The organism is Olleya sp. KJ81-1, assembly GCF_055808135.1.
In genome coordinates this window covers 1,394,753-1,419,280 of record NZ_CM147854.1, presented here as the reverse complement: position 1 = coordinate 1,419,280, position 24,528 = coordinate 1,394,753, and the positions used below count along the sequence as shown (strand labels likewise).

Annotated in this window: 25 protein-coding genes and 1 riboswitch; of the genes, 12 read left to right on the top strand and 13 right to left on the bottom strand. The window is 30.8% G+C overall.

The features are described 5' to 3' along the window. The first annotated feature begins 18 nt into the window (after window positions 1-18). The 3 genes from AC0L3M_RS06720 (at window position 19) to AC0L3M_RS06710 (ending at window position 2,733) form a co-directional block, all read left to right on the top strand. Window positions 19-1,194: a GlmU family protein gene (locus AC0L3M_RS06720; RefSeq protein ID WP_145002152.1), complete on the top strand. Its 1,176-nt coding sequence runs from the start codon at window positions 19-21 to the stop codon at window positions 1,192-1,194. Window positions 1,195-1,333: 139 nt separating this feature from the next. After that, entirely contained in the window at window positions 1,334-2,026 is a 693-nt protein-coding gene (locus AC0L3M_RS06715) for a lysoplasmalogenase family protein (RefSeq protein ID WP_473432481.1), read from the top strand. Window positions 2,027-2,028: 2 nt separating this feature from the next. Continuing rightward, window positions 2,029-2,733 carry a lysoplasmalogenase family protein gene (locus tag AC0L3M_RS06710; protein ID WP_473432295.1) on the top strand — a complete coding sequence of 235 codons (705 nt, stop codon included), beginning with the start codon at window positions 2,029-2,031 and terminating at the stop codon, window positions 2,731-2,733. A 16-nt stretch (window positions 2,734-2,749) separates the two neighbouring features. Here the strand turns inward: AC0L3M_RS06710 and AC0L3M_RS06705 are convergent, their stop codons facing one another. After that, a complete protein-coding gene (locus AC0L3M_RS06705) occupies window positions 2,750-4,369 on the bottom strand; it encodes an ABC transporter substrate-binding protein (protein ID WP_473432294.1) in 1,620 nt (539 codons plus the stop codon). A 198-nt stretch (window positions 4,370-4,567) separates the two neighbouring features. Continuing rightward, window positions 4,568-4,864 (bottom strand): GNAT family N-acetyltransferase, encoded by a 297-nt coding sequence (locus tag AC0L3M_RS06700; RefSeq protein ID WP_186439197.1) that lies wholly within the window; start codon window positions 4,862-4,864, stop codon window positions 4,568-4,570. Window positions 4,865-4,988: 124 nt separating this feature from the next. On the opposite strand from AC0L3M_RS06700, the gene AC0L3M_RS06695 reads away from it, so the two are divergent. The 3 genes from AC0L3M_RS06695 to cls are packed head-to-tail and all read left to right on the top strand — an operon-like array spanning window position 4,989 to window position 8,087. Further along, window positions 4,989-5,648, top strand: a complete 660-nt coding sequence (locus tag AC0L3M_RS06695) for an alpha/beta hydrolase (RefSeq protein ID WP_473432293.1) — start codon at window positions 4,989-4,991, stop codon at window positions 5,646-5,648. A gap of 51 nt (window positions 5,649-5,699) precedes the next feature. Then, window positions 5,700-6,629, top strand: coding sequence for a lytic transglycosylase domain-containing protein (locus tag AC0L3M_RS06690; RefSeq protein ID WP_145002147.1), 930 nt, complete (start codon window positions 5,700-5,702; stop codon window positions 6,627-6,629). Further along, window positions 6,630-8,087, top strand: coding sequence for a cardiolipin synthase (gene cls / locus AC0L3M_RS06685; RefSeq protein WP_473432292.1), 1,458 nt, complete (start codon window positions 6,630-6,632; stop codon window positions 8,085-8,087). It begins immediately after the preceding gene. Between the two features lie 60 nt (window positions 8,088-8,147). On the opposite strand, the gene AC0L3M_RS06680 is transcribed toward cls, so the two are convergent. Beyond that, window positions 8,148-8,726, bottom strand: coding sequence for a tetratricopeptide repeat protein (locus AC0L3M_RS06680; RefSeq protein WP_145002145.1), 579 nt, complete (start codon window positions 8,724-8,726; stop codon window positions 8,148-8,150). A gap of 211 nt (window positions 8,727-8,937) precedes the next feature. Between AC0L3M_RS06680 and rpmH the strand changes: the two genes are divergently transcribed. The 4 genes from rpmH (at window position 8,938) to AC0L3M_RS06660 (ending at window position 12,747) form a co-directional block, all read left to right on the top strand. Beyond that, on the top strand, window positions 8,938-9,099 hold the full coding sequence (gene rpmH / locus AC0L3M_RS06675) for a 50S ribosomal protein L34 (RefSeq protein WP_028281753.1): 162 nt from the start codon (window positions 8,938-8,940) through the stop codon (window positions 9,097-9,099). Between the two features lie 101 nt (window positions 9,100-9,200). Further along, window positions 9,201-12,053, top strand: a complete 2,853-nt coding sequence (gene carB, locus AC0L3M_RS06670) for a carbamoyl-phosphate synthase large subunit (protein ID WP_473432291.1) — start codon at window positions 9,201-9,203, stop codon at window positions 12,051-12,053. A gap of 65 nt (window positions 12,054-12,118) precedes the next feature. Then, window positions 12,119-12,643: a plastocyanin/azurin family copper-binding protein gene (locus tag AC0L3M_RS06665; RefSeq protein WP_473432290.1), complete on the top strand. Its 525-nt coding sequence runs from the start codon at window positions 12,119-12,121 to the stop codon at window positions 12,641-12,643. A gap of 35 nt (window positions 12,644-12,678) precedes the next feature. Then, window positions 12,679-12,747: a hypothetical protein gene (locus tag AC0L3M_RS06660; RefSeq protein ID WP_473432480.1), complete on the top strand. Its 69-nt coding sequence runs from the start codon at window positions 12,679-12,681 to the stop codon at window positions 12,745-12,747. A gap of 51 nt (window positions 12,748-12,798) precedes the next feature. Here the strand turns inward: AC0L3M_RS06660 and AC0L3M_RS06655 are convergent, their stop codons facing one another. The 7 genes from AC0L3M_RS06655 to AC0L3M_RS06625 form a co-directional block, all read right to left on the bottom strand. Beyond that, window positions 12,799-13,353 carry an acyl-CoA thioesterase gene (locus AC0L3M_RS06655; protein ID WP_145002142.1) on the bottom strand — a complete coding sequence of 185 codons (555 nt, stop codon included), beginning with the start codon at window positions 13,351-13,353 and terminating at the stop codon, window positions 12,799-12,801. Beyond that, on the bottom strand, window positions 13,353-13,604 hold the full coding sequence (locus AC0L3M_RS06650) for a hypothetical protein (protein ID WP_292946568.1): 252 nt from the start codon (window positions 13,602-13,604) through the stop codon (window positions 13,353-13,355). Before AC0L3M_RS06650 ends, AC0L3M_RS06655 begins: the two co-directional genes overlap by 1 nt. A 2-nt stretch (window positions 13,605-13,606) precedes the next feature. Further along, window positions 13,607-13,972 (bottom strand): 6-phosphogluconate dehydrogenase, encoded by a 366-nt coding sequence (locus AC0L3M_RS06645; RefSeq protein ID WP_292946571.1) that lies wholly within the window; start codon window positions 13,970-13,972, stop codon window positions 13,607-13,609. Window positions 13,973-13,984: 12 nt separating this feature from the next. Further along, a complete protein-coding gene (locus AC0L3M_RS06640) occupies window positions 13,985-15,370 on the bottom strand; it encodes a DNA recombination protein RmuC (protein WP_473432289.1) in 1,386 nt (461 codons plus the stop codon). Window positions 15,371-15,867: 497 nt separating this feature from the next. Continuing rightward, window positions 15,868-16,539, bottom strand: coding sequence for an ABC transporter ATP-binding protein (locus tag AC0L3M_RS06635; protein ID WP_473432479.1), 672 nt, complete (start codon window positions 16,537-16,539; stop codon window positions 15,868-15,870). Window positions 16,540-16,662: 123 nt separating this feature from the next. Continuing rightward, entirely contained in the window at window positions 16,663-17,694 is a 1,032-nt protein-coding gene (locus AC0L3M_RS06630) for a FecCD family ABC transporter permease (protein ID WP_473432288.1), read from the bottom strand. Continuing rightward, window positions 17,691-18,902: an ABC transporter substrate-binding protein gene (locus tag AC0L3M_RS06625; RefSeq protein WP_473432287.1), complete on the bottom strand. Its 1,212-nt coding sequence runs from the start codon at window positions 18,900-18,902 to the stop codon at window positions 17,691-17,693. Before AC0L3M_RS06625 ends, AC0L3M_RS06630 begins: the two co-directional genes overlap by 4 nt. Before the next feature lie 128 nt (window positions 18,903-19,030). Next, window positions 19,031-19,254, top strand: a riboswitch (cobalamin riboswitch). Between the two features lie 31 nt (window positions 19,255-19,285). Between AC0L3M_RS06625 and AC0L3M_RS06620 the strand changes: the two genes are divergently transcribed. Then, window positions 19,286-21,136 carry a TonB-dependent receptor plug domain-containing protein gene (locus AC0L3M_RS06620; RefSeq protein ID WP_473432286.1) on the top strand — a complete coding sequence of 617 codons (1,851 nt, stop codon included), beginning with the start codon at window positions 19,286-19,288 and terminating at the stop codon, window positions 21,134-21,136. 8 nt (window positions 21,137-21,144) lie between these two features. Next, window positions 21,145-22,191, top strand: a complete 1,047-nt coding sequence (locus AC0L3M_RS06615) for a DUF5074 domain-containing protein (RefSeq protein WP_473432285.1) — start codon at window positions 21,145-21,147, stop codon at window positions 22,189-22,191. Between the two features lie 87 nt (window positions 22,192-22,278). Here AC0L3M_RS06615 and AC0L3M_RS06610 read toward each other — a convergent pair whose 3' ends face one another. The 3 genes from AC0L3M_RS06610 to AC0L3M_RS06600 form a co-directional block, all read right to left on the bottom strand. Beyond that, window positions 22,279-22,998 carry a Dph6-related ATP pyrophosphatase gene (locus AC0L3M_RS06610; protein WP_473432284.1) on the bottom strand — a complete coding sequence of 240 codons (720 nt, stop codon included), beginning with the start codon at window positions 22,996-22,998 and terminating at the stop codon, window positions 22,279-22,281. A gap of 17 nt (window positions 22,999-23,015) precedes the next feature. Further along, on the bottom strand, window positions 23,016-23,786 hold the full coding sequence (locus AC0L3M_RS06605; protein WP_473432283.1) for a S41 family peptidase: 771 nt from the start codon (window positions 23,784-23,786) through the stop codon (window positions 23,016-23,018). Between the two features lie 212 nt (window positions 23,787-23,998). After that, window positions 23,999-24,451, bottom strand: coding sequence for a hypothetical protein (locus tag AC0L3M_RS06600; protein ID WP_473432282.1), 453 nt, complete (start codon window positions 24,449-24,451; stop codon window positions 23,999-24,001). Between the last annotated feature and the right edge of the window lie 77 nt (window positions 24,452-24,528).

Genomic DNA, 24,528 nt, shown 5'->3' with positions numbered 1-24,528 from the left:
ACTTAAAATAAAACCACAATGAATTATATCCTTTTTGATGGACCAGTACGCAACCAATTACTTCCATTTACTTATACTAGACCTGTTGCAGATATCAGAGTTGGTATACTGACTATTAGAGAGAAGTGGGAGATGTATTTACAAACGACTACTACAACAGTAACTGAGGATTATTTGGCAGATAAATATCCTATGGTTGAGTTGGAAGAAAATGTTATGTTAAATGCCTCTTATTTACCTAATAATGAATTAGTTGAATTGATTATAGGGTTAGAAAAAAATCAAGCTATTTTTAAGGATGAGGATATAATTGCTTTTTATACAACAGATACTCAGGAAGACATAGATTTTGATACGTATGAAGCTATTGAGTTTGATAATGATATTACTAAAATTGAACACACTTGGGAGATATTTTCTAAAAACGGAGAAGCTATACAACAAGATTTTGAATTGTTAACTAAAGACAGAAAATCTGAACCAATACCTACAAGTAATAATATTATTGCACCAGAGAATATTTTTATTGAAGAAGGAGCAGTTGTACAGTTTGCAACATTAAATGCTAGTGCAGGACCAATTTATATTGGTAAAGATGCAGAGGTGATGGAAGGGAGTTTGGTTAGAGGTCCTTTAGCTTTATGTGATCATGCAACTTTAAAATTAGGAGCAAAAATATATGGACCAACTACAATTGGACCACATAGTAAAGTAGGAGGCGAGGTTAATAACTCAGTGTTATTTGGGTACTCTAACAAAGGACATGATGGGTTTTTAGGGAATTCCGTAATAGGAGAATGGTGTAATTTGGGTGCAGATACTAATAATTCTAACCTTAAAAATAATTATGTAGAAGTTAAACTATGGGATTATGAAACAGAACGTTTTGCTAAAACTGGGTTGCAATTTTGCGGATTAATGATGGGAGATCACAGTAAATGTGGTATTAATACAATGTTTAATACAGGAACCGTTATAGGTGTTAATGCCAATATTTTTGGTAGTGGTTTTCCAAGAAATTTTGTACCAAGTTATAGTTGGGGAGGCGCTTCTGGTTTTACAACCTATTTAACGTCTAAAGCTTTTGAGGTTGCTAAAGTAGTAATGGCAAGAAGAGGTGTGGAATTTTCTAGTCAAGACGAAGCTATTTTAACTCAAGTTTTTGAAGATTCTAAAAAGTACAGAAAAGAGTAATCATTATTTAGTACAATCTATTGGTGATCAAAGGTTATTCGTCGAAATTGTAAGGTTTTATGGGTTAATTCTGAATTAAATTTTTATATTGATTAGGCTTAATAATCAATATGAGTTTTATTTTTAAAAATACGCTTAGATTTACCATCTTATATCTTTTTCTATACGTTTTAGATTCTTTTTTAAGAATAATGAAGCGTTATATTCCTATAGATACTTTACTAAATTAGCTCTAGGCATTACTTTATTAGTTTTTTATTTATTTAAAACTAAGCAAAAGGACATTTCTAAAAAACGACTGGTAATTTATGCTTTATCTTTATTTATAATTGGAGATGTTTTTTTTATTACCGGAAATTCTGGCGAAATGACTCATTTTGTATTTGCAGCTTTTTTATTTATTGGAGCTAAAATTTGTTATTCGATACGATTTTTAAATAGTAAAGATTTCAAGATTTCTAAATTAATTCCTTTTTTACTTCTTGGTTTTGCTTACATGACTATTATAACAGATTTAGTGTATAATAATTTAGGTCATTATTTTTTTCCATTTTTAATCTACTTATTTGTAGTACTGTTATTAATGCAATTTGCTTATTTAAGAAAATGTGAGGTCAATGGATTAAGTTTTTGGTTAGTCTTATTTGGTGTGTTTTTCTCAATGATAGCAGATAGTATTAATATCCTTAAAATATTTTATGATCCATTAATTGCTTATAATAAAATTACTGTTATGTTTTTTTATTGTTTGTCTCAGTACATGATTATATTGGGAGTACTAAAAGAAAGTAGACCTATAGATAATAATGAAAAACTGAAGGTAAATACATAATTATGGATAAATTAATACGCTATTTTACACCTGTATTTTTGGCTTTGTTATTTTTAGATATTTATGTAAAAACTAATTTGCCTATAATTCCTTACAGGTATTATTCTAAAATATTGGTACTAGTCACTCTTATAATATTTACTGGTTATTGTGTTTACAAGAAAAATAAGTTGAACAATAGGTATGTTTTTTATGGATTAATTATTTTTTTTATTGGTGATATTTTAATTATTGACCACTTAAATAAAGTAAAGTTTATTATTAGTTTAATACTTTTTGTAATTGGTAAATTAATCTACATTTTTAAATTTACACACAAAGAAGACTTTAGTAATAAGCGTTTATTACCATTTTTAGCAGTTTGTTTTTTGTCTGTTGCGTTTTTGTATAATCTAATTTTTGTAAACCTTAAAGGGTATTTTATACCAGTAACGTTATATTTTTTTATATCCTTAGTCATGACTCTTTTTGCCTATCTTAGAAAAGATGTAGCAAGCAACAAAAGCTATTATACAGTTTTATCAGGTGTAGTTTTATTTGTATTCTCTGAGGCTACAATGGTAGTTAAAACATTTTATGGAGATATCCTATTCCAGGATTTTATAGTAATGTTTGGTTATGGCTTTGGTCAATATCTTATAATTTTAGGTTTAATGATTGATAAACCTAACTATGTTGTAAATAGTGATCTTATCTCTAAAATATAAAAATTAAAACTAGTACTTATTGTTTTTTAACTTGCTTTAACTCTAATAAATTGATAGGGTTATTGCCAAGTCCAATAACATTTTTTTGAGTAAATCTAATCACTTCATCATAATATAAAGGTACAATTGGAGCGTTTTTTATAACCAAACTATCCATTTTGGTGTACAATTTAGTTCTTTCAGATACCTCTGTAGTAATAAAAGCTTGGTTGTACCATTTATCAAAATCAGTATTGCTAAAATGAGTATAATTTGGACCATTTGGCGCAAAATTTTCTGAATAAAATAATGATAGATAATTTTGAGCGTCTGGATAATCTGCAACCCAACTAGCTCTAAATAAATCTAATTTTCCGTTGGCTTTACCTTCTTTTAAAGTTGATGCAGGAATGACATCTACCTTTATATTTAAACCAATTTTAATAAGCTCACGTTGTATGTATTCGCAAAAGTTAAGATAATTACTAGTTGTCGTAATTGTTACTTCTGGCGTTTTATTATTGTTTTGTGCTTTGTATTCAGCAATAAGTTTTTTTGCTTTTACGGGTTGGTAAGTGTATCCAATATTAGCATTGTAACCTGGTAACCCTTTTGGTATAAATCCACCATTTGCAGCTATTCCAATTCCGTTACGTAAATAGGTCATCATTTTTTTTCTGTCAAAGCCATAATTTATAGCTTCACGTATTTGTTTGGATTGGATTTCATTTAAATCAGAATCCATATAAAAAGCCAAATATTCTGTATTTAAGTAAGGACCTCTATTTATGTTTATAGCATTAAGGTATTTATCTCTTAATTCTCCATTTGTAGTCAATATTTCATCTTGATAAGAGGCATCTAAACTATTTAAAAAGTCTAAATTACCTTGAATAAATTGCATAAATTCACTCTGCTTATCAGGTAAAAAGGTAATAGCTACAGCTTCCAAATGTGGTAGTTTTTGACCATCTTTAGTAGTTTCAAAATAGTTTTCATTTTTTCTAAAAACCAATTTGATGTTTTCTTCCCAGCGCTTAAATTTAAAAGGACCTGTGCCTATTGGATTTGATCTAAAATCATTACCATAATATTCTGTTATTTCTTTAGGGACTACACTACAATACTTCATTGTTAACAAACCCAAAAAGGCAGGAAAGGGTTGTTTTAAAGTGATATTAAAAATGGTGTCGTTTATCGCTTTAAAGTTATCTACTTTATTAAAAATCCACTGACCTGACGACGCTATATTTTTATCCAACAATCGGTTAAAACTATATTCAAAGTCAGAAGCAATAACTTGTCTTGTGGAATCCTTACCAAATAATTTATGTTTATGAAAATAGACATTGTTTTTTAGCACAAAATTATAACTTAAACCATTATCTGATAGTGTCCAGTTTTTAGCAATGCTAGGTTTAACATGTAAGCTGTCATCCATTTGAACCAATCCATTAAATAATTGATGTATTGCCCAAATATCAGCGTTGTCTTTTGCAAATGCAGGATCTAGTGATCCTATGTTTTTGTGTTCGTTATATCTAAAAACTAAATGGTCATTGTTTACGTTTTTAGTATCCTTACAAGATACTAAAAATGAAAAAATAAAAATTAAGCTATATATAGGTAACGTTTTGTTGGTTATAATAGTTGTCAAGGTGCTGTTATTACTGTTTCTCTTTTTTTAGTGTAAAGACAAGTGCTTTTTTAAAAGTAAAATTATATAGTGTAAATATACATAATATAGCTAATTCTTTTTCTTATAGTTTTAGCATAGTTATAATTAGTATAACGTTTATTTCAAAAAAAACCGAAGGTGTTAGCTTCGGTTTTAATTATGTTTTTATTGTAAAAGTTAGATTCTGACACCTACAGGTAAAAGTTTTTTGTATTGCCTATTGCGCCTCATAAATTTTGCTATTTCCGGACTGGTAGGCATTACGCTTAAATTACGTTCTTCAATATTGTCAAAAACAATTTTTAAAAACTCGTTTACAAAATCTTCATTATCCTGCTCCTCAGGCACTATTAATTTAGTTAAAAAGATTTTTCTTTCTTGTAAAGAGTATTCTATTTTAGCGAAATGATTATCAATTTTCAGTTCAAATTGACGTAAAAAATCATTGTCAACTAACTCAGCTGCATCAATCATAATGTATAAAGTTTTATTAATTATTAGGGGAGTTTCAAAAATAGTACCAAACTATTTTATAGCTTTACAGCGCAAAGATACTCAAAAATCTAATAGCACTGTGTTTGTTTATTGTTAAAAGCTTATGAATCAAGAAGTAATACCTGTTTATCTAATGCCTGGTATGGCTGCTAATCCTACGATATTTGAGCACATTAAATTGCCGGAAAATCAATTTAAAATTTACTGGTTAGAATGGAAATTACCCAATCCAAATGAAACATTATCTAGCTATGCAAAACGCATGTGTGAAGATATAAAACATGATAATCCAGTACTTTTAGGTGTCTCTTTTGGAGGGATTTTGGTGCAAGAAATGAGTAAGTATATTAAGTACAATAAAATTATAATAGTATCCAGTGTAAAGACCAAACACGAGTTGCCTAAAAGAATGCGTCTGTTGCGTATGACAAAAGCATATAAAATACTACCTACTCAATTACTTAGTAATGTTGATTTGTTGGCTAAATATGCGTTTGGTAATACTATAACTAAACGTATTGAGTTATATAAAAAATATTTGTCGGTAAGCGATAAAATGTATCTGGATTGGGCAATACAGCAAGTAGTTTGTTGGGATCAAGACCAAGCATTAGATAATGTAATCCATATACATGGTGACAATGATAAAGTATTTCCTTTCGCTAATTTAGGAGCATGCGTAAGTATAAAAGGAGGTACACATATCATGATTATTAATAAATATAAATGGTTTAATGAAAACTTACCAAAACTAATCGCTTAAATATTAAGTGGTTTGAATAAAAAATTTTAAATTTAAACAAAAGATAAGAAGATGAAGATTGTACAAAAAAGTTTAGCTATTGTTGGCTTAGGCGTTTTAGGATTGTTATTTATTAACGCCTATCAAGACGCTCCTACTGACGAGAATTTTGAGAAAAAAATAATAAACGATTATAATGTATACGCAATTCAAATGCCAAGCTATTTGGAGTTTGCAGGAGAAGCTGTGCCATTATCAAATCCAGATATTTATGAGCGCATGGATAAAGAGCTTTTAGTTAATACCTACTGGCAATCTAATGGATTGTTAATGTTTAAGCGTGCCAAAAAATATTTCCCTATTATCGAGCCTATTTTAGCAAAAAATGGGATACCAGACGATTTTAAATATTTGGCAGTTATTGAAAGTGGTTTAACAGATGCACGTTCTCCTGCAGGAGCAAGTGGATTTTGGCAAATCATGAAAGCAACAGGTCGCGAACATGGACTAGAAGTAAATGATAATGTAGACGAACGTTATAATTTAGAAAAAGCCACAGAAGTAGCTTGTGATTATTTAAAAAAAGCTAAAGAAAGTTTAGGATCTTGGACATCTGCAGCAGCAGCATATAATGCAGGTAATTATGGTATTTCTAGACGCTTAAAAGAACAAGATGTGACTAGTTATTATGATTTGCTTTTAGGTGAAGAAACAGGAAGGTATGTGTTTAGAATAATAGCTTTAAAAGAAATTTTATCTAATCCAGATGCTTATGGATTTAATTTTAGAGACAAAGATTTGTATAAAGCAGTGCCAACCTATCAAGTAGCTGTAGATACTGCAGTAACTGACTTTGCAGGTTTTGCTAAGCAATTTGGCATAAACTATAAAATATTAAAATTACACAACCCTTGGTTAAGAGAACCTCATTTAAATAATAGTTCTAGAAAACAATATTTTATTGATATCCCAAGAGAGGGTTACTACCAAACTAATCCGTAAATGCTTGATTTTTTAACTCAAAATTGGTGGACTATAGCAATTGCTATCAATTATATATTGGTAATAATTGCAGTTGCTACTATTTTATTTAAATCAATAAATCCAACAAAAACACTAACGTACATCATTGTATTGTTAGTGTTTCCTTTTTTTGGATTAGTAGTTTATTACTTTTTTGGACAAGAGTATAGAAAGGATAAAATTTTTAATCGTAAAGACGTTTTAAATAACCATTTAATACAATCTATTAATAAAGATTTAAAGATTCAGCCAGAATCCTTAACGCAATACGAAGCTAAAATTGACGAAGATCAAATTAGATTAATACATCTGCTTCAAAAAAATGATAAATCACCATTAACTAAATTTAATGATGTAGAAATCATAATTAATGGCGAAAATAAATTTGAAAAACTTTTTAAGGATATTGACACTGCTAAAAAACATATTCATATTGAATACTACATTTTAAAAGACGATAAAATAGGTACTAGATTTTTAGATCTATTGTGTAAAAAAGCCAAGGAAGGCGTAACGGTAAGACTTAGTTTTGACGATGTAGGTAGTAAAATTTCTTCCAAAATGAAGAAAAAACTAACCAATGCTGGAGTCCAATATTTTGCTTTTATGCCAGTATTGTTTCCTAGATTTACAGGTAAAATGAATTATAGAAATCACAGAAAAATTGTGATTATCGATGGTGAAATAGGTTATGTAGGCGGAATAAATGTCTCTGATACTTACGTTAATTATCCCGAAAATAAAGACTATTGGAGAGATACACATTTAAAAATTATTGGCGAATCTGTTTTTACCTTACAAACTCAATTTTTAACCAATTGGAATTTTGTAGCAGATACTAGCTTGACATTAAACCGTTCGTTTTTTCCGCAAAACAAGGTTAAAACAATTACTCCAGTACAGATAGCAGCAAGTGGTCCAGATACAGATTGGGCTAATATTATGGAAGCTATATTTTTTGCAATTGTAACTGCCGAAGATTACGTTTACATAACAACGCCTTATTTTATTCCTAATGATCAAATCATTACAGCCATGCAAGTGGCATCAAAAAGTGGAGTAGATGTCAAGCTTCTAATTCCAGATAAATCGGACTCATGGACAGCAAAACATGCCACAAACTCATATCTAGAACAATTATTAGAAGCCAATATCAAAATTTATAGATATGAAAAAGGCTTTATTCATGCTAAAACTATGGTTGTGGATGATGTCTTTACAACTATAGGAACCTGTAATATGGATTACAGAAGCTTTAATATTAATTTTGAAATCAACGCGCTTATCTATAATAAAGAAAAAGCAATTGAAGCTAAAAGCATATTTAATAATGATCTAGAAAGTGCTATTCAAGTTAATTTAGAGCAATGGACAGAGCGATCTAATATTAAGCGTATACAAGAAGCCTATTGTAGACTTTGGGCGCCTTTACTGTAAAAAAAAAGGGTCAAACTAGTTTTAATTAGTTTGACCCTTTTTAATTTTATAAAAGTATAATTATCTACTACGTCTTTTTTGTGCACGTATTGATCCACCTTGACCAAAGTGTTGTTTAGGTGCTTGTGCGCGTTTCATGTTTTCTTTCATCATTTTTATTTGATCAGTTAACATACCTTGTTTATCAAGCTTTTGTGCTTCGGCTAATAATGTAACCGCTTCTTGCTTTCTTCTTTTAGACATTGCAACTCCAGCTAAATTAAGTTTAACCATAGCCATATCATGATCCATAGATAAACCTAATTGCTCTGCTTTTTTAAAATAACGTTCAGCTTCAGTCATATTATCCTGAGAAACCATAATACCATTTAAAAAGTTATAATACCCTTGTTGCTTTTTAACTAAAGCAGTATCCGGATTTTTAATTTTATCTAACCATTTTTTAGCACCAGGAAAATCTTGTTTTCTTAATCTTAAAAAAGCTAATAAAATAAATTCATTTTTAAAATATAAGAAGACAAATATTAGGGCTAAAAAGATGTACATGATACCATTACCGATGTTTCCTTCCACAAATTGCCAGATGGCTACACCAAAAATTCCGATTGCTAATATTAGTTTTATTACTTTATTGTACATTTTTTAAATTTTAAAAGTCTTGTATTACTTGATTTGTAACGTTTTTAAGCGTTATTTTTATTGGAGTACAAAGAAACTAAAAAAATCTTTAAAAATATTTTTTAAATTAGGTTTGTGAAATAAAAAACTCGTTGTATATTTGCGCTCAGTTTTACGTAAAGCATAAAACTAAATAAAACATATACTATTCAGATTTTAAAAAAATAAGACAATGCCAAAAAGAACGTTTCAGCCATCAAAGAGAAAAAGAAGAAATAAACATGGTTTTAGAGAAAGAATGGCTTCTGCTAATGGTAGAAAGGTATTAGCTCGTCGTCGTGCTAAAGGAAGAAAGAAAATATCTGTTTCATCTGAAACTAGACATAAAAAATAATGTTTAACAATTGTTAACATTTTAAAGGCGTTACTTAGGTGTAACGCCTTTTTTTGTATCTAATAATTACTATTTTTGATAATCGAAAAAAACAAACTAAAATGCCAAAAAATCCTAAGTTAAAGTCTATTCTTATTATTGGTTCAGGTCCTATCGTTATTGGGCAAGCCTGTGAGTTTGATTACTCTGGTACGCAAGCACTAAGATCTTTAAGAGAAGACGGAATCGAAACTATTTTAATCAATTCTAATCCAGCAACAATCATGACAGACCCAAGTATGGCTGATCATGTATATTTGTTGCCTCTTAATACAAAGTCTATTGTTCAAATTTTAAAAGAACATCCTCAAATTGATGCAGTACTACCTACAATGGGTGGACAAACTGCACTTAATTTATGTATTGAAGCAGATGAAAAAGGCATTTGGAAAGACTTTGGTGTAGAGATTATAGGTGTCAATATTGACGCTATTAATATTACAGAAGACAGAGAACAATTTAGAGAGTTAATGCTTAAAATAGGAGTCCCTATGGCACCTCAAGCAACAGCTACATCATACTTAAAAGGTAAAGAAATTGCTCAAGAGTTTGGGTTTCCTTTAATAATTAGAGCCTCATTTACTTTAGGTGGTGCAGGCGCTTCATTTGTATATAAAGAAGAAGATTTTGACGAGTTATTAACACGTGGATTAGAAATTTCTCCAATTCACGAAGTCATGATTGACAAAGCCTTAATTGGCTGGAAAGAGTACGAGCTAGAATTACTAAGAGACTCTAATGATAACGTAGTAATTATTTGTTCTATTGAAAATATGGATCCAATAGGAATCCACACAGGAGACTCCATTACTGTTGCTCCTGCAATGACATTAAGTGATAAAACATATCAAAAAATGCGTGATATGGCTATCCATATGATGCGTAATATTGGTGATTTTGCTGGTGGATGTAACGTGCAATTTGCAGTTAGTCCAGATGAAAACGAAGATATAATTGCTATCGAGATTAATCCTCGTGTATCACGTTCTTCAGCTTTAGCTAGTAAAGCAACAGGATATCCAATTGCAAAAATAGCTGCAAAATTAGCTATAGGTTATCATTTAGATGAGTTAGAAAACCAAATTACTAAATCTACATCAGCATTATTTGAGCCAACTTTAGATTATGTAATTGTTAAAATACCACGTTGGAATTTTGATAAGTTTGAAGGAAGTGATCGTACACTAGGACTGCAAATGAAGTCAGTAGGAGAGGTTATGGGTATTGGACGTTCTTTTCAGGAAGCACTTCATAAAGCAACACAATCTTTAGAGATTAAACGTAATGGTTTAGGTGCTGACGGTAAAGGTTATACTAATTACGAACAAATTATTGAAAAGCTAACCTACGCAAGTTGGGATCGCGTGTTTGTAATTTATGATGCCATTCAAATGGGAATTCCTTTAAGTCGTATACATGAAATTACTAAAATTGACATGTGGTTTTTACGTCAATATGAAGAATTGCACCAATTACAAAAAGAAATTTCGACCTTTAAAATAGACACCATCCAAAGAGATTTACTTCTAGAAGCTAAACAAAAAGGGTATGGAGACAGACAAATAGCACATATGTTAGGCTGTTTAGAAAGTCAAGTATATAATAAAAGAGACGAGTTAGGTATTAATCGTGTTTACAAACTTGTAGATACTTGTGCTGCCGAGTTTGAAGCTAAAACACCTTACTATTACTCAACATTTGAAAATGATGTAGAAACAGCTGACGGAACACGTTATGCGCATAATGAAAGTATAGTTTCTGATAAGAAAAAAGTTATCGTTTTAGGATCAGGACCAAACAGGATTGGACAAGGTATCGAGTTTGATTATTGTTGTGTACATGGTGTATTAGCTGCTGCAGAATGTGGTTATGAAACCATCATGATTAACTGTAATCCAGAAACGGTATCTACAGACTTTGACACAGCAGATAAATTATATTTTGAACCCGTTTTTTGGGAACATATCTATGACATCATTAGACATGAAAAACCAGAAGGTGTTATCGTGCAATTAGGTGGACAAACCGCTTTAAAGCTTGCTGAAAAACTATCTAAATACGGAATTAAAATTTTAGGAACTAGCTTTGAAGCTCTAGATTTAGCCGAAGATAGAGGGTTGTTTTCTAACATGCTTAAAGAAAACAATATTCCTTATCCAGAATTTGATATTGCTACAACTGCAGATGAAGCAGCTGCAATTGCAGACGTGCTAGATTTTCCAATATTAGTTAGACCTTCATACGTACTTGGTGGACAAGGGATGAAGATTGTAATTAATAAACAAGATTTAGAAGAGCATGTCGTTGATTTATTAAGACGTATGCCTGGAAATCAACTGCTATTAGACCATTATCTTGATGGAGCTATTGAAGCTGAAGCAGATGCTATTTGCGACGGAGAAAATGTTTACATCATTGGTATAATGGAGCATATTGAGCCTTGCGGAATCCACTCTGGTGATAGTAACGCAACATTACCACCTTTTAATTTAGGAGAGTTTGTAATGCAGCAAATAAAAGACCATACCAAGAAAATTGCATTAGCATTAAATACGGTTGGGTTAATCAATATACAGTTTGCTATCAAAGATGATATTGTTTACATCATTGAAGCTAATCCAAGAGCATCACGTACAGTACCATTTATTTCTAAAGCCTATGGAGAGCCTTATGTAAATTATGCAACTAAAGTTATGTTAGGCGAAAAGAAAGTTACTGACTTTAATTTTAACCCACATTTAAAAGGTTATGCTATTAAACAGCCAGTGTTTTCTTTTAATAAATTTCATAATGTGAATAAAAAACTTGGTCCAGAAATGAAAAGTACTGGAGAAAGTATATTGTTTATAGACGATTTAAAAGATGATCAGTTTTACGATTTATATGCAAGACGAAAAATGTATTTAAGCAAGTAATAAAAATAATCGATTGGTTTTTAGGAGGTTATAATTATTTTTTGTATTTTACAATAAAAGAGATTATGACAAAAAAACTACTATTTATTTTATTTGCTTTTGTAGCTTTAAGCGTATCAGCTCAAAACCAAACAGTTAATATAGATTGGAGTTTCGGCTCTAACTCTAATGCAACAGGACCAAATAATAATGCAGATCGCACCATTGAGGTTGGAGATACAGTTATTTGGGATTGGTATTCTACTGGTACGCATAATGTAGAAAGAACAGGAGGTACGTCCTCAGATAATTTTGTAAGTGGTTTTATGACTACAGGAGCAACGTTTTCGCATACGTTTACATCTGTTGGTACAAATACATACCAATGTAATCCACATCCTACAAGTATGTTTGGTGTTATTACAGTCGTACCAGAAGGGACTTTAAGTGTACCTGATTTTGCAACACGTTTATCTGCGATAAATTTGTATCCAAATCCTGCATCATCGACTTTAAATGTCGAAATACCTTCTCAGTTTAAAGAAGATTTGACTATTGAAGTGTATAATGTTTTAGGAAAAAAATACTATCAAAAACAATTAGTCAATTAAAGACTAGTTTGTCTATTTCTAATTGGAATGATGGTGTGTATTTAATAAAAATAACTTCTGTTAGTTTAGGGACCACAATAACTAAACGATTTGTAAAAATTTAATACAAGTATTTTAAAATAAAAAAGCCTTCATTTTTTGAAGGCTTTTTTATTTTAAAAATTATCAGGTAAATCTATTCTAACTTTGTAATCTTTTAATATTGGCAGGTAATCTGTGTGCGAAAAATCTTCATGATCAAACTCATATTGTCGTTGTTTTTTAGTCTCCATTCGCTTAATAGCTTTTAAAAAGCGTTTGACTTCAACCTTATCATTTAAAATAAGTCCAGCAACTTCCATGGATTGTCCATTATCATCTTTGGCTACCATTGTAAAGTAAGACGAGTTACAATGCTTTACAATACCAGTCTGTATATTTTCAGCCTCTACACGTATACCAACAACCATAGATGTATTTCCAACAAAATTTACAGAAGCTTTCATGGTTACTAGTTCGCCAACCTCAATAGGACTTAAAAAATCTACAGTATCTACACTAGCAGTCACACAGTAGGTTTTGGAATGTTTAGAAGCACAAGCAAAAGCTATTTGATCCATCAAATTTAGTATGTAACCACCATGTATTTTTCCACTAAAGTTAGAGTGTGATGGTAACATTAATTCGGAAATACTAATTCTAGAATCGTCTGCTTTTTTATATGCTTTCATTATAGTTTTTGTTGTTGTATGTAATATTCAATTTGGTTTTTTCTGTAAAATCCGACAATAATTAAAGCCAGTCCAAAAAAGAGACACATGATAATAATAAAGTTATTTAATTCTTCTCTTTTACTAAATTTTCCTGGCTCTATAAGCGTATCAAAACCAAAAGATAGTAGTCCTGCTCCTGCAATAAATATAAAAATATATTTAGCTCTTAAGCTCCATTTGTATATTATATTTTGAGTAGAATCTGTCATAATTAATAATTAGAACGTCGTTCTTTATCTTCTTCTACTTTAGTAATAAAGTACTTAGTATCACCTAACCAAAAGAAGGTTTTGTAACGTTCAAAATATGAAAGTTTTACAAATTTACCTTGTAGACGATTTAAATCATTAATAACCTGTTTCTCTTTATCCTCTACAGAAAATTCAAAAAGTTGAGCTTCAGATACACCTTGACTGACCTCGCCTTCCCAAGTTTTAAACATAACACCTTTACTGCTAAATTTAACTAATTCTCCTGCTCTAACACCTTCACTGTAAGTTGCAAAGTATATAAAACAAAAATATCCCACTAAAATTAGGACTATAATAACTAAGGTTTTTACTAAAAATTTTATCATAATTGTTTTGTGTTAATCGTCAAATTCTGCTCTTTTAATAATGGTTTCGGGTAATGCTTTTTTAGCTTTAGCACCTAATTTTTTCAATTTTTCAACACTTGTAATTAGGTTTCCTTTTCCTTCTACTAATTTATTCATTGCAGAGGAATAATCCTTTTTAGCATCGTCTATTTTTTTTCCAACACCAGTCAAGTCTTTAACTAAACCTTCAAATTTATCATATAAAGCGCCAGCTTGTCTTGCAATTTCGATAGCATTTTGTTGTTGCTTTTCGTTGTTCCACATACTATCAACTGTTCTTAAAGTTGCTAATAGTGTGGAAGGTGTAACAATAACTATGTTTTTTTCGAATGCTTTATTGTATAAACTATTATCGGCATTAATAGCGACTGCAAACGCAGGTTCTATTGGGATAAATAGTAATACAAAATCAGGACTTTCTATATCATATAAATCTTCGTACTTTTTATCAGATAATTGGTCTACGTGTCGTCTTATAGAATTGATGTGGGCTTTTAAATATATCTCACGCTCGTCATCTTCAGCATTCACGTAACGCTCGTAATCTGTTAAAGACACTTTACTGTCAATAATCATTTTTTTATTGTCAGGTAAATGCAAGACTATATCTGGTAGTACTCTTGTACCATCAGCTCTGGTAAAATTTTGTTGTACAAAATACTCTCTATCCTTTTCTAAACCAGATTTTTCAAGAACACGTTCTAAAACTAATTCTCCCCAATTTCCTTGCATTTTACTATCACCTTTTAGTGCTCTAGTTAGGTTGGTGGCTTCTTTAGTCATTTGCTGATTTAAATCTTTTAAACCTAATAATTGCTCTTTTAAAGCACTATGCATACTAATACTTTCCTTTTGAGTATCATCTACTTTTTTCTCGAAGGTTAGTATTTTTTCTTGAAGTGGATTTAAAATATTTTTGATATTTTCTTTATTCTGAAGGGTGAATTTTTCGCTTTTTTCGTCTAAAATTTTAGTTGCTAATAACTCAAAATCCTTGCGTAGTTGTTCTTGACGTAATTCGACTTCTTCCTCACGTTTAAGGTTTAATTGTTGTAAGTTTTCAAAATCGGCATTTTTTCTAGCTAAATCTTCATTTAAAATATCCTTTTCACGACGAATGCCTTCGCGTTCAATTTCAATTTTAGAAATAGTTTGTTTCAACTCTTGTAATTGGGTGTTAAATGTTGCGTGTTGTCTTTCGCTTTCTGCGGAATAAAGCTGTTTTAAGTCAGAGAGTTGCTGTTGTAAATTGGTGTTTCTTTCTTCTAAAGTACTTTTTTCGCTTTTACTTTTAAGTTTAGTGAAAAGCATGCCTAAATAACTACCAATAGCAGCAGCAATTAAAATAGTAATAATTAGTATAATGTTGTCGTTCATTTAATAAAAACGTAGTTTGTTCAAAGATAGTTAATTTGTGACTCAGTGAGAAGTTAAGTGTTTTTATATGCTGAAAGCTTAATTCTTTTTTAATTTAGAAAGTGATTACAAGTCTTTTTATAAAGTTTTACGATAAATGTTTAGCATGACCTGGTTTAGGATTTTTATTTTAATTGAGATGAAGTTAGTTGTAATGAGGATGATTCAAAACCTTAATTAATATGAGATACTGAAACGAGTTCAGTATGACGTGGATTGTTTCTTTGTGATTATAATTTAGATGAATTTGATTTTATAAAAGATGATTCATAATAACCTTAATTACTATGCGATACTGAAACAAGTTCAGTATGACGTGGGTTGTTGCTTTGTGATTATAATTTAGATGAACTTGAGTCTGTAGACGATGATTAAAAACACTTTAATTAATATGTGATACTGATACAAGTCCAGTATGATGTGAATTGTTGTTTTGTAATTTTGAGTATGACGTAAAACTACTTTTTAACCCTAAAACTGCCTGTTTTTTCATCAAAAACAATCATATCTGCAGGAAACAGGTTAGAAAATGCACCTTTTTCGATTAAATTACAAGGTGAGTCACTAACTATTCCATGGTTTGACATGACAATCATACTATCACATAATTGGATGGCTAAATCTATTTCATGAGACGAAAATAAGATGGTTTTTCCGGTATCTTTTGCTAATTTTTGAAGCAGTTTTAAGATGTATGCTTTGTGATACATGTCTAAATGCGACGTAGGTTCGTCTAGAATAATTAAATCTGTATCTTGAGCTAAAGCACGAGCAATCATAACCTTTTGAAGTTGACCATCACTAAGCTCGAAACATTTTTTATGTTTCAAATCTTCAATAGTCGTTTGATTTATAGCTTTATTAATAATAGTTAAATCTGTGTCAGACAAATTACCAACCCAATTGGTATAAGGTTGACGTCCAAGAGCAACCAATTCAAAAACGGTTAAGTTTTTTGCAGCAATAGGCTCTGTTAATACCAAACTTAAAGTTTTGGCAAGCTCTAAATTAGAATAGTTATTTAAACTTTGATTATTTATTAATACATGACCATTTAAAGGTGTTATAACCTTTGTTAATGTTTTTAAAAGTGTGGATTTACCAATCCCATTACCACCAACTAATCCAATTAATTCGCCTTTAGTTAAAGCAATATTAATGTTAGATGCTACAATAGTTTGGTTTTTTTTAGACTGATAACCTACAGTTAAATTATCAGTTTTTAGGATGGTATGTTGGTTGTTTTTTTCATTTTAAAACACCATTTTACGTTGTCTTACTAATAACCAAACTACAATTGGTGCACCAAATAAGGAAGTTATAGCATTAATAGGTAGCATATAATCTGTGTTTGGTAATTGAGCAATACTGTCACAAATTAGCATAATAATTGCACCAAATAAAAATACAGCAGGTAATAATATTTTATGATTGGACGTATTAAAAACTTGTCTAGTAACATGCGGAATTGCTAAGCCAATAAAGGCTATTGGTCCTGCAAAAGCAGTAATAGTACCTGCTAGTAGGCTAGTGGCAATAATAATTAATAATCGACTTTGTTTAATGTTTAAACCTAGACTTTTAGCATAATTTTCGCCTAACAGTAAAGTGTTAAGACCTTTTATAGACAGGATACTAAATAGGATGCCAATACAATAAATGATTGTAAAAATAGTAACCTCGTTCCAGTCCAAATCTCCTAAACTACCAAAACCCCAAAAAATGTATTGCTGTAATTGTTCTGCACTACTAAAGTAGGATAGTACACTAACTATTGCAGCTGTAATACTACCAAACATTAATCCGATAATTAAAATAGCCATAGTATCTCTAACTTTTGAGGATACAATTAGGACTAATAATAACACTAAAAAACTACCTAAACTTGCTGCAATAACTAAGCTCCATTTGGTAAGTAAAAAAGTAGCTAAAAATCCACCAAAAATACTACTACCTAAAATAACCAATGCGACACCTAGACTAGCTCCAGAGGTAATCCCTAAAACAAAAGGACCAGCTAAAGGATTTCTAAAAAGGGTTTGCATTAATAACCCAGAAATACCTAAACCAGAACCTACCAATACAGCAGTAATTGCTTTGGGTAAACGATAGTTTTGGATTATATATTGATGATTGTTTAAATTATCAGATTTAGTAAAAAAACTGTCTATAATAGTATTAAAAGCTATGGATACAGATCCTAAACTAATGTTTACCATAAATAATAGTAAAAGCAAAACTGCTAATACTATAAAGGGAATGGTATAAGATTTGGATGTTATCACTTTAACGGTTTAAAAAAGTAAGTTTGATAATCTGGCAATAAGTCTGGATGACAAATTTTAATGATGTCTTTTAATACTAAATCAGGTCTAGATAAACCAAGCTCATAATATAAAACGCCTCCTGTTTTTCCGGTTGTATCTGCAAAAGTATAGATGGCATTATTTTTATAAGCATCAAATTGTGTGTAATGTGTATTAGCGGTTTGTAAAGCCTCTAGACTTGTATAATAAGATGGACTTAACCATAAATTAGCATGTTTTGCTTTTTCAAAAACAGCTTCAAAACTTAAAGCCAAACTGCCTTGAGATTTAGTATCTGCATATAAATAATCGACATTTGCATCTTTTAAAAATTGAGCTTCGGTACTGGTTCCATTTGGTAAATACCATACGTCCTTATACATTGCACCACTAATTACGGTTGGTCGCTCAGTGACGGTTTGCGCTAATTGTTTTGCTGCTTTGTAATTAGTTTCGATAGTTTTAAATACAGAATCTGCTTGTTTTTCTTTGTTATATAATGCACCAAAAAACTTAATCCATTCGGCTTTAGCCAAAGGTGTTTTTTCTACCCAATCACCATTATAAATTACAGGTATTCTAGCATTACTTATTGTTTTTAAAGATTTACTTGTGCCATCAACACCAAATCCAACGACAACATTTGGATTTAACTCTAATAACACTTCGGTGTTTAAACCTTCGTTTTTACCTAATTCTCTTACGTGTCCATTATCAATACGCTGTCTGATTTTTTCTGAAGAAATATAATCACTGCCAGGAAAACCAATCAACGATTTTTCTTCATTTAAAAGGTCTAAAGCAGGAATATGCGTTGTAGAGGTTACTACTATAGACGTTACAGGAGTAATGATAATGCCATCATATTCATCTTTCATAAACGATGTTTTTGCAGCGTCTTCTTTACTAATTAAAACGTAATTATAGGTTTTTTCTGCTTTCGGCCAAGGGTTGTTTATGGTTAACACTTTAAAATTACTATGATTTGTAATACTAAATCCTTCAGCGTAAGCGATACTATTATCCTCTTGTATTAAAGCAGGAAGTTTCCTGTCAATACCTGGATCTTCCTTACAATTTAGAAATAATAAAAATGAAAGTAATAGTAATAAAAAAGCTTTGTTATGTAACATTTGTAGCGCTTTATCGGAATATTTTCCTTTAAATTTATATAAAATTTTAGTCATGAGAGACGGGTCAAATTTAACAATATATATAGTAGGAGGAATTATATTATTACATTTTTTAATTGGCTTTATTTATTTAATCTATAAAATGAATAAGAAAAATGAAGAATGAATTAATTTAAAATAGTACATTCGCGCTGAATTTTGGTTTGACTTTGTGCTAATGCAAAGTCGATTAAAAGGGAATCTGGTTTAAATCCAGAACTGTTCCCGCAACTGTAAGTTTATGTTCAACATTAGTTGGACACCTTTTAAAGGATGTTATTCAAACTTAGACCACTGTTTTATTAAAAATGGGAAGGTAGAGTAACATATAACAAGTCAGGAGACCTGCCAGAATTTGTCATCTAATACGATCTTCGGGAGAAAGGTCTTTAAGATTTATGAAAAAAACTATTGGATTACTAATTGCTGTATGTTGTAGTGTTGTGTCTTATGCACAAACACAGCTGGATTCTATCCAATATTTAGATGTTATCGAGTTGAGTGATGTCAAGTTGAAACAAAATGCTGCAGGATTTAAAGTTACAGTTTTAAACGACTCTGTTTTAAATAAAAACACTTCTAATTTTACGGATTTATTACGATTTAATTCTAATATTTATTTTAAAGAAAACGGTTATGGCATGGTGTCTTCACCATCGTTTAGAGGGACTAATGCCTCGCAAACTGCTGTGATTTGGAATGGTATAAGTATTAACTCTCAGTTAAATGGTCAAACGGATTTTAATACCATAAATACCAATAACGTTAATAAAGTAGTTATTAGAAATGGTGGAGGTAGTGTGCAATATGGAAGTGGAGCAATTGGAGGTAGTGTACACTTAGACAATACATTAAGTTTTACTAAACATTTTAAAAATGAGGTCAAACTTAACTATGGTAGTTTTGAGAGTAAAAACATTAGTCTAGTTACAGATTATGGACAAGATAAATTTGCTTTTAATTTAGGAGTAAATTATGTAGATTCTGATAATGATTATAAATATTTGGACTCTGATAAAATTAATGAAAATGGTGCTTTTAATAATTTAAGCCTTAATGCTAATTTAGGTTATTTTATTTCAGATAAAGATGTGCTAAAATTATACCATCAGACTTTTTTAGGTGATCGTGAGTTTTCTGGTACAACTGCCACGCCATCAAATAGTAAATATAAAGATGAAAACTCTAGATCAATGTTGGAATGGGTTAGGACTGATCAAACGTACACGTCCAATTTTAAACTTGCCTATTTAAAAGAGTCTTTTGAGTTTTACCAAAACAAAAATTCTGAGTTTTTTACTTTTGGACAAGTCAATACTTTTCTGGCAAAGCATAATTTTAATTATAAAATATCTAAACAGGTAAGTGTTACTAGTATTTTAGATTACAATCTTTTTAAAGGTGAAGGCAGTAGTTTTGGTAATCCAGATCGATCTATATTTTCTGTTACAGGATTATTGCAATATAATCCAAAAACGAATTTAAATTTTGGTTTTAATATAAGACAAGATGTGACTTCTGATTTTAGTAGTCCATTATTGTTTTCAATGGACGCTTTGATTGGTATTACCAAGTTTTATAAAGTCAAAATTAATGGGTCAAAAAATTATAGAATTCCGACATTTAACGATTTGTTTTGGCAACCTGGAGGTAATTTGGATTTAGTACCAGAATCGTCTTATCAATTTGATTTAGGTCATGTTTTAGACTTTGATTGGTTGCAACTACAGTTGAATACCTACTATATTAAGTCGCAAGATTTGATACAATGGAAACCAAATATCTCTGGATTATGGACACCTCAAAATATAGCTGAAGCCCATAGTTATGGAGCAGAAGTAGGCTTGACTATTTCTAAAAAAGTTAATAATCACCATTTGACGTTTAGTTCAAATTACTCTTACACAGTTTCAGAAAATTTAGAAACAAACAAGCAATTAATTTATGTGCCTTTTCATAAAGCTAATGCCACAGTAGCTTATGGGTTTAATAGGTTTAGCGCACTTTATCAGCAACTTTATAATGGAGACGTCTTTACAACTTCCGATAATTTAAAAGGTCCATTTTATAGTTTGCAATCTTATAATGTAGCCAACTTAGGCGTTAATTATAAACTATTACAACAGTTTAATCACGAATTAGAGTTAGGTTTTAAAGTAAATAATCTATTTAATAAACTATACCAAAATGTAGCATTTAGACCAATGCCAAACAGAAATTTTAATATTCAATTACACTATAAATTTTAAATCAAATTATGAAAAAAATCATTTATTCAATTGTAACCTTATCATTATTAGTCTTTTCTTGTTCTAATGACGATGATGCATTTACACAACCAGAACCATTAGGAGCTTATGAAAATGGGATTTTAGTAAGTGCCGAAGGTGGACCCTCTTCAATTTCTTACATATCAAATGATTTTTCTGTAACAGAAAATCAAGTGTACTTTAATGTTAACAATGAAAACTTAGGCGTGTATTTACAATCTATAGGTTTTAGTGGAGATAAGGCTTATATCGTTGTTGATGCAGGAACAATCACTGTTGTTAATCGTTATACTTTTGAAAAATTAGGAACCATAGACACTGGATTAACGTTACCAAGGTACATTGCTTTTGATGGTAATACTGCTTACGTGTCTGATTGGGCTGATCCAAATGATACTACAGATGATTACATTGCTGTCGTAGATTTAAATGCTAATACTGTAACATCTACCATAGCTGTACCTGAAGGTCCAGAGCAAGTTTTAGTTAATTTGGATAAAGTGTTTGTATCACATAAAGGAGGTTATAATACTAACAATTTGATAACAGTTATAAATACTTTGGATAGTACAACAGAGACTATTACTGTACAATCTAAACCAGACGAGATGGTGATTAATAATCAAGGTAATTTGGTTGTGCTTTCTGGAGGTAACGAACCATGGACAGGTAACGAAACACCAGCAGCAATAACAAAAATAAATGTTGCAGATAACGCTATTGTATCATCTTTTGTTTTTGGAATAGGTCAACATCCAGGTTTAATGAGTTATAGTGATGGTAATACTTATTACATTTTAGATAATGCAGTTTACGGATTGTCAGATACAGATACTAGTTTACCAACAGCTTCATTATTTGACATTACTGCTACTAGTGCTTATGGAATGGCAGTAAAAAACAACTTGCTATATGTAACAGATGCTGGTAGTTTTTCAGGTAATAGTACTTTAAAAGTATATGACTTGTCTTCTGGATCAGAAACCAATAGTTTTGACGTTGGAGTCATTGCTTCTAAAGTGTACTTCAACTAGAAAATAGTTAATAAAACCACAAACCAACCATTAAAAAGCCTCTAAATTATTTAGAGGCTTTTTTATATTTTATACCTAAGATGATAGTTACGGAATTAAGTCACAATACCAAACACCATAGGTTTCGGCATCACTTTTACAGATATCATTATCATTGGTATTAGGTGCTTTGTATTCGCGATATACTTTGTCGCCAATAGTAAATGGGATTGGGTTTTTAAAGATTGGTCCATCAAAACAAAAGGTATGGAACTCGCCATTTTCTCCGCAAGGATCAACACCTTCGGGTAGGTTATCTATAAAATTTTCATCTATAATAGTTCCAACAAAATCTTGATCAAAATATTTAGAGTTTGCACAAACCACTATGGTTTTAAAACCAAGCGCTAAAAACTCAGTAATAAGTTGTTTTGTATCGCGTTTCCATAACGGAAAGACGGTTTTTATGTTTTGTGTGGCTAGTTGGTTTTCTCTGTATACTTTTAAGTCCTCTAAATAGATATCGCCAAAGGCACTATGTGTAAAATTGTCATCTTTTAATGCAGACACAGCCTTCAGCATGATGTCTTCATAAGTGTCCATACTTGGCATTTCAGGAAGTTCTATTACACTGGACTTAATACCTAAAGCTTCGGTTTGTGAAGTTAGTAGCTCCAATCTTAAACCATGCATGGTCACACGATTAAAATGGGTGTTAACCGTTGTAATTAATTGCTTAACAGAATAAGTTTCGTCTTGTAGTAAATAATATAAGGCTAAAGCCGAATCTTTTCCTGTGCTCCAATTAAAATATGTTTTATAGCTCAATAGGTTTTGTTTTTTCTTTATTTAAATACGTTTAATCCTTCACTATCAATGTACATGTTGTCTTTTGTAATAGTATTAAGCTTTGAGTAGTCTTTTATTTTTAAGTTGTTTAAAATAGGTTGGTTGCTAAAACGTCCATTACCTGTAATATGCTGAATGGCTCTTGCTAAAAGTGGTTCGTCTTGTTGTCCTAAAACACCATAATTTGCAACGTTTTCTTCTAAAGTTAAAGTTGGGTTCAAACCTGTTTCGTATTCAAAAAAGCCATTAGCATTCTCACTTTTACCAACTAGAGGCTGCATTGCCCAAGTATGATTTGGATTAATACCTGTGGTGCAATTATAATTACAACTTGGACTATCATATAAGGTGGTTGAAAACTCATTTTTACCAACAGTAACATCACCAATATGTATGACATCAAGGTATGGTTTTAAGCAATTTATAACCAACTCGCTAGCAGAAGCAGAACTGCCTTGTGCTAAAATGTACACTTTATTTAAGTTTAAGGTATTTATAGATGTACCATCAGAGAGTTGATTGGTAAAGTATTTGTTAACCTGAGTATCACTAAGGGTTGCTTGTATTTTATTATTCCATTGTTGTTTTAAAAATAGTGCAGTGGTAGGTTCTCCAGCAATCATACTTCCTAAATTAATAGCACTATTAACGCTGCCTCCAGGATTGTAACGTAAATCTAGGACAAAGTCTTGGACACCTTGGGCAATAAACTGACCAAAAACACTATTAAGCTGTTGGTCATAACCACTTGTAAAACGATTATACATTAAATAGCCAACCTTAATACCATCTACTGTAAAGGTGTTTGCTATTAAAATTGGATTTTCTTCATATACTTGTTTAGTAAGTATAACGGTTTCGCCTGTTAGAACAAGATTGTCGGATGCATCTAATTCGGCAAGACCAAGAGTATAAGTATCGCTTCCAAAAAATAATAAGTTTCTATAATTGTTTTCTGTGAGTTGTATTCCGTCTACGGTTAAAAAAAGTTTCCACGTTGTAAGTTGTTTGTGGATGCGCTTGTATTTGGTAATACATACTGTACAACACCAAAAGCATTACTGCCACCATCAATTAAACCAACACCAAACTCCATTCCGTTGCTTTTAGATACACCATTTAAAGCGTTGTTTAAAGCAAAATAATCGTCTACAATCCAACTAAAACGATCTTGGTCAGATAATAAGCTATAAAACATTTGGTCAGGCGTATCAAAACTATTTAAAAACTGAGTATAGTCTGCAGTATCTAAAAATCGATCATCTGCTAAGTCCGTAACTTGATCTTGCCAATAATACCACGTATTTAATCCAGACCAAATAAAATCTTTAATCTCTGTGTCAGCGATTGGGTTGTCATCCATATCTTCATAACAGCCTAAAATAATAAACGGAAGTATAAGGACTAGGTGTTTTATATTAATAATTTTCATAGCGCTAAAGGTTCTTTTTCATTATAAAAGTACTTACTTTATTTTATATTGAAAATAAATTGTAACAATTATAATAG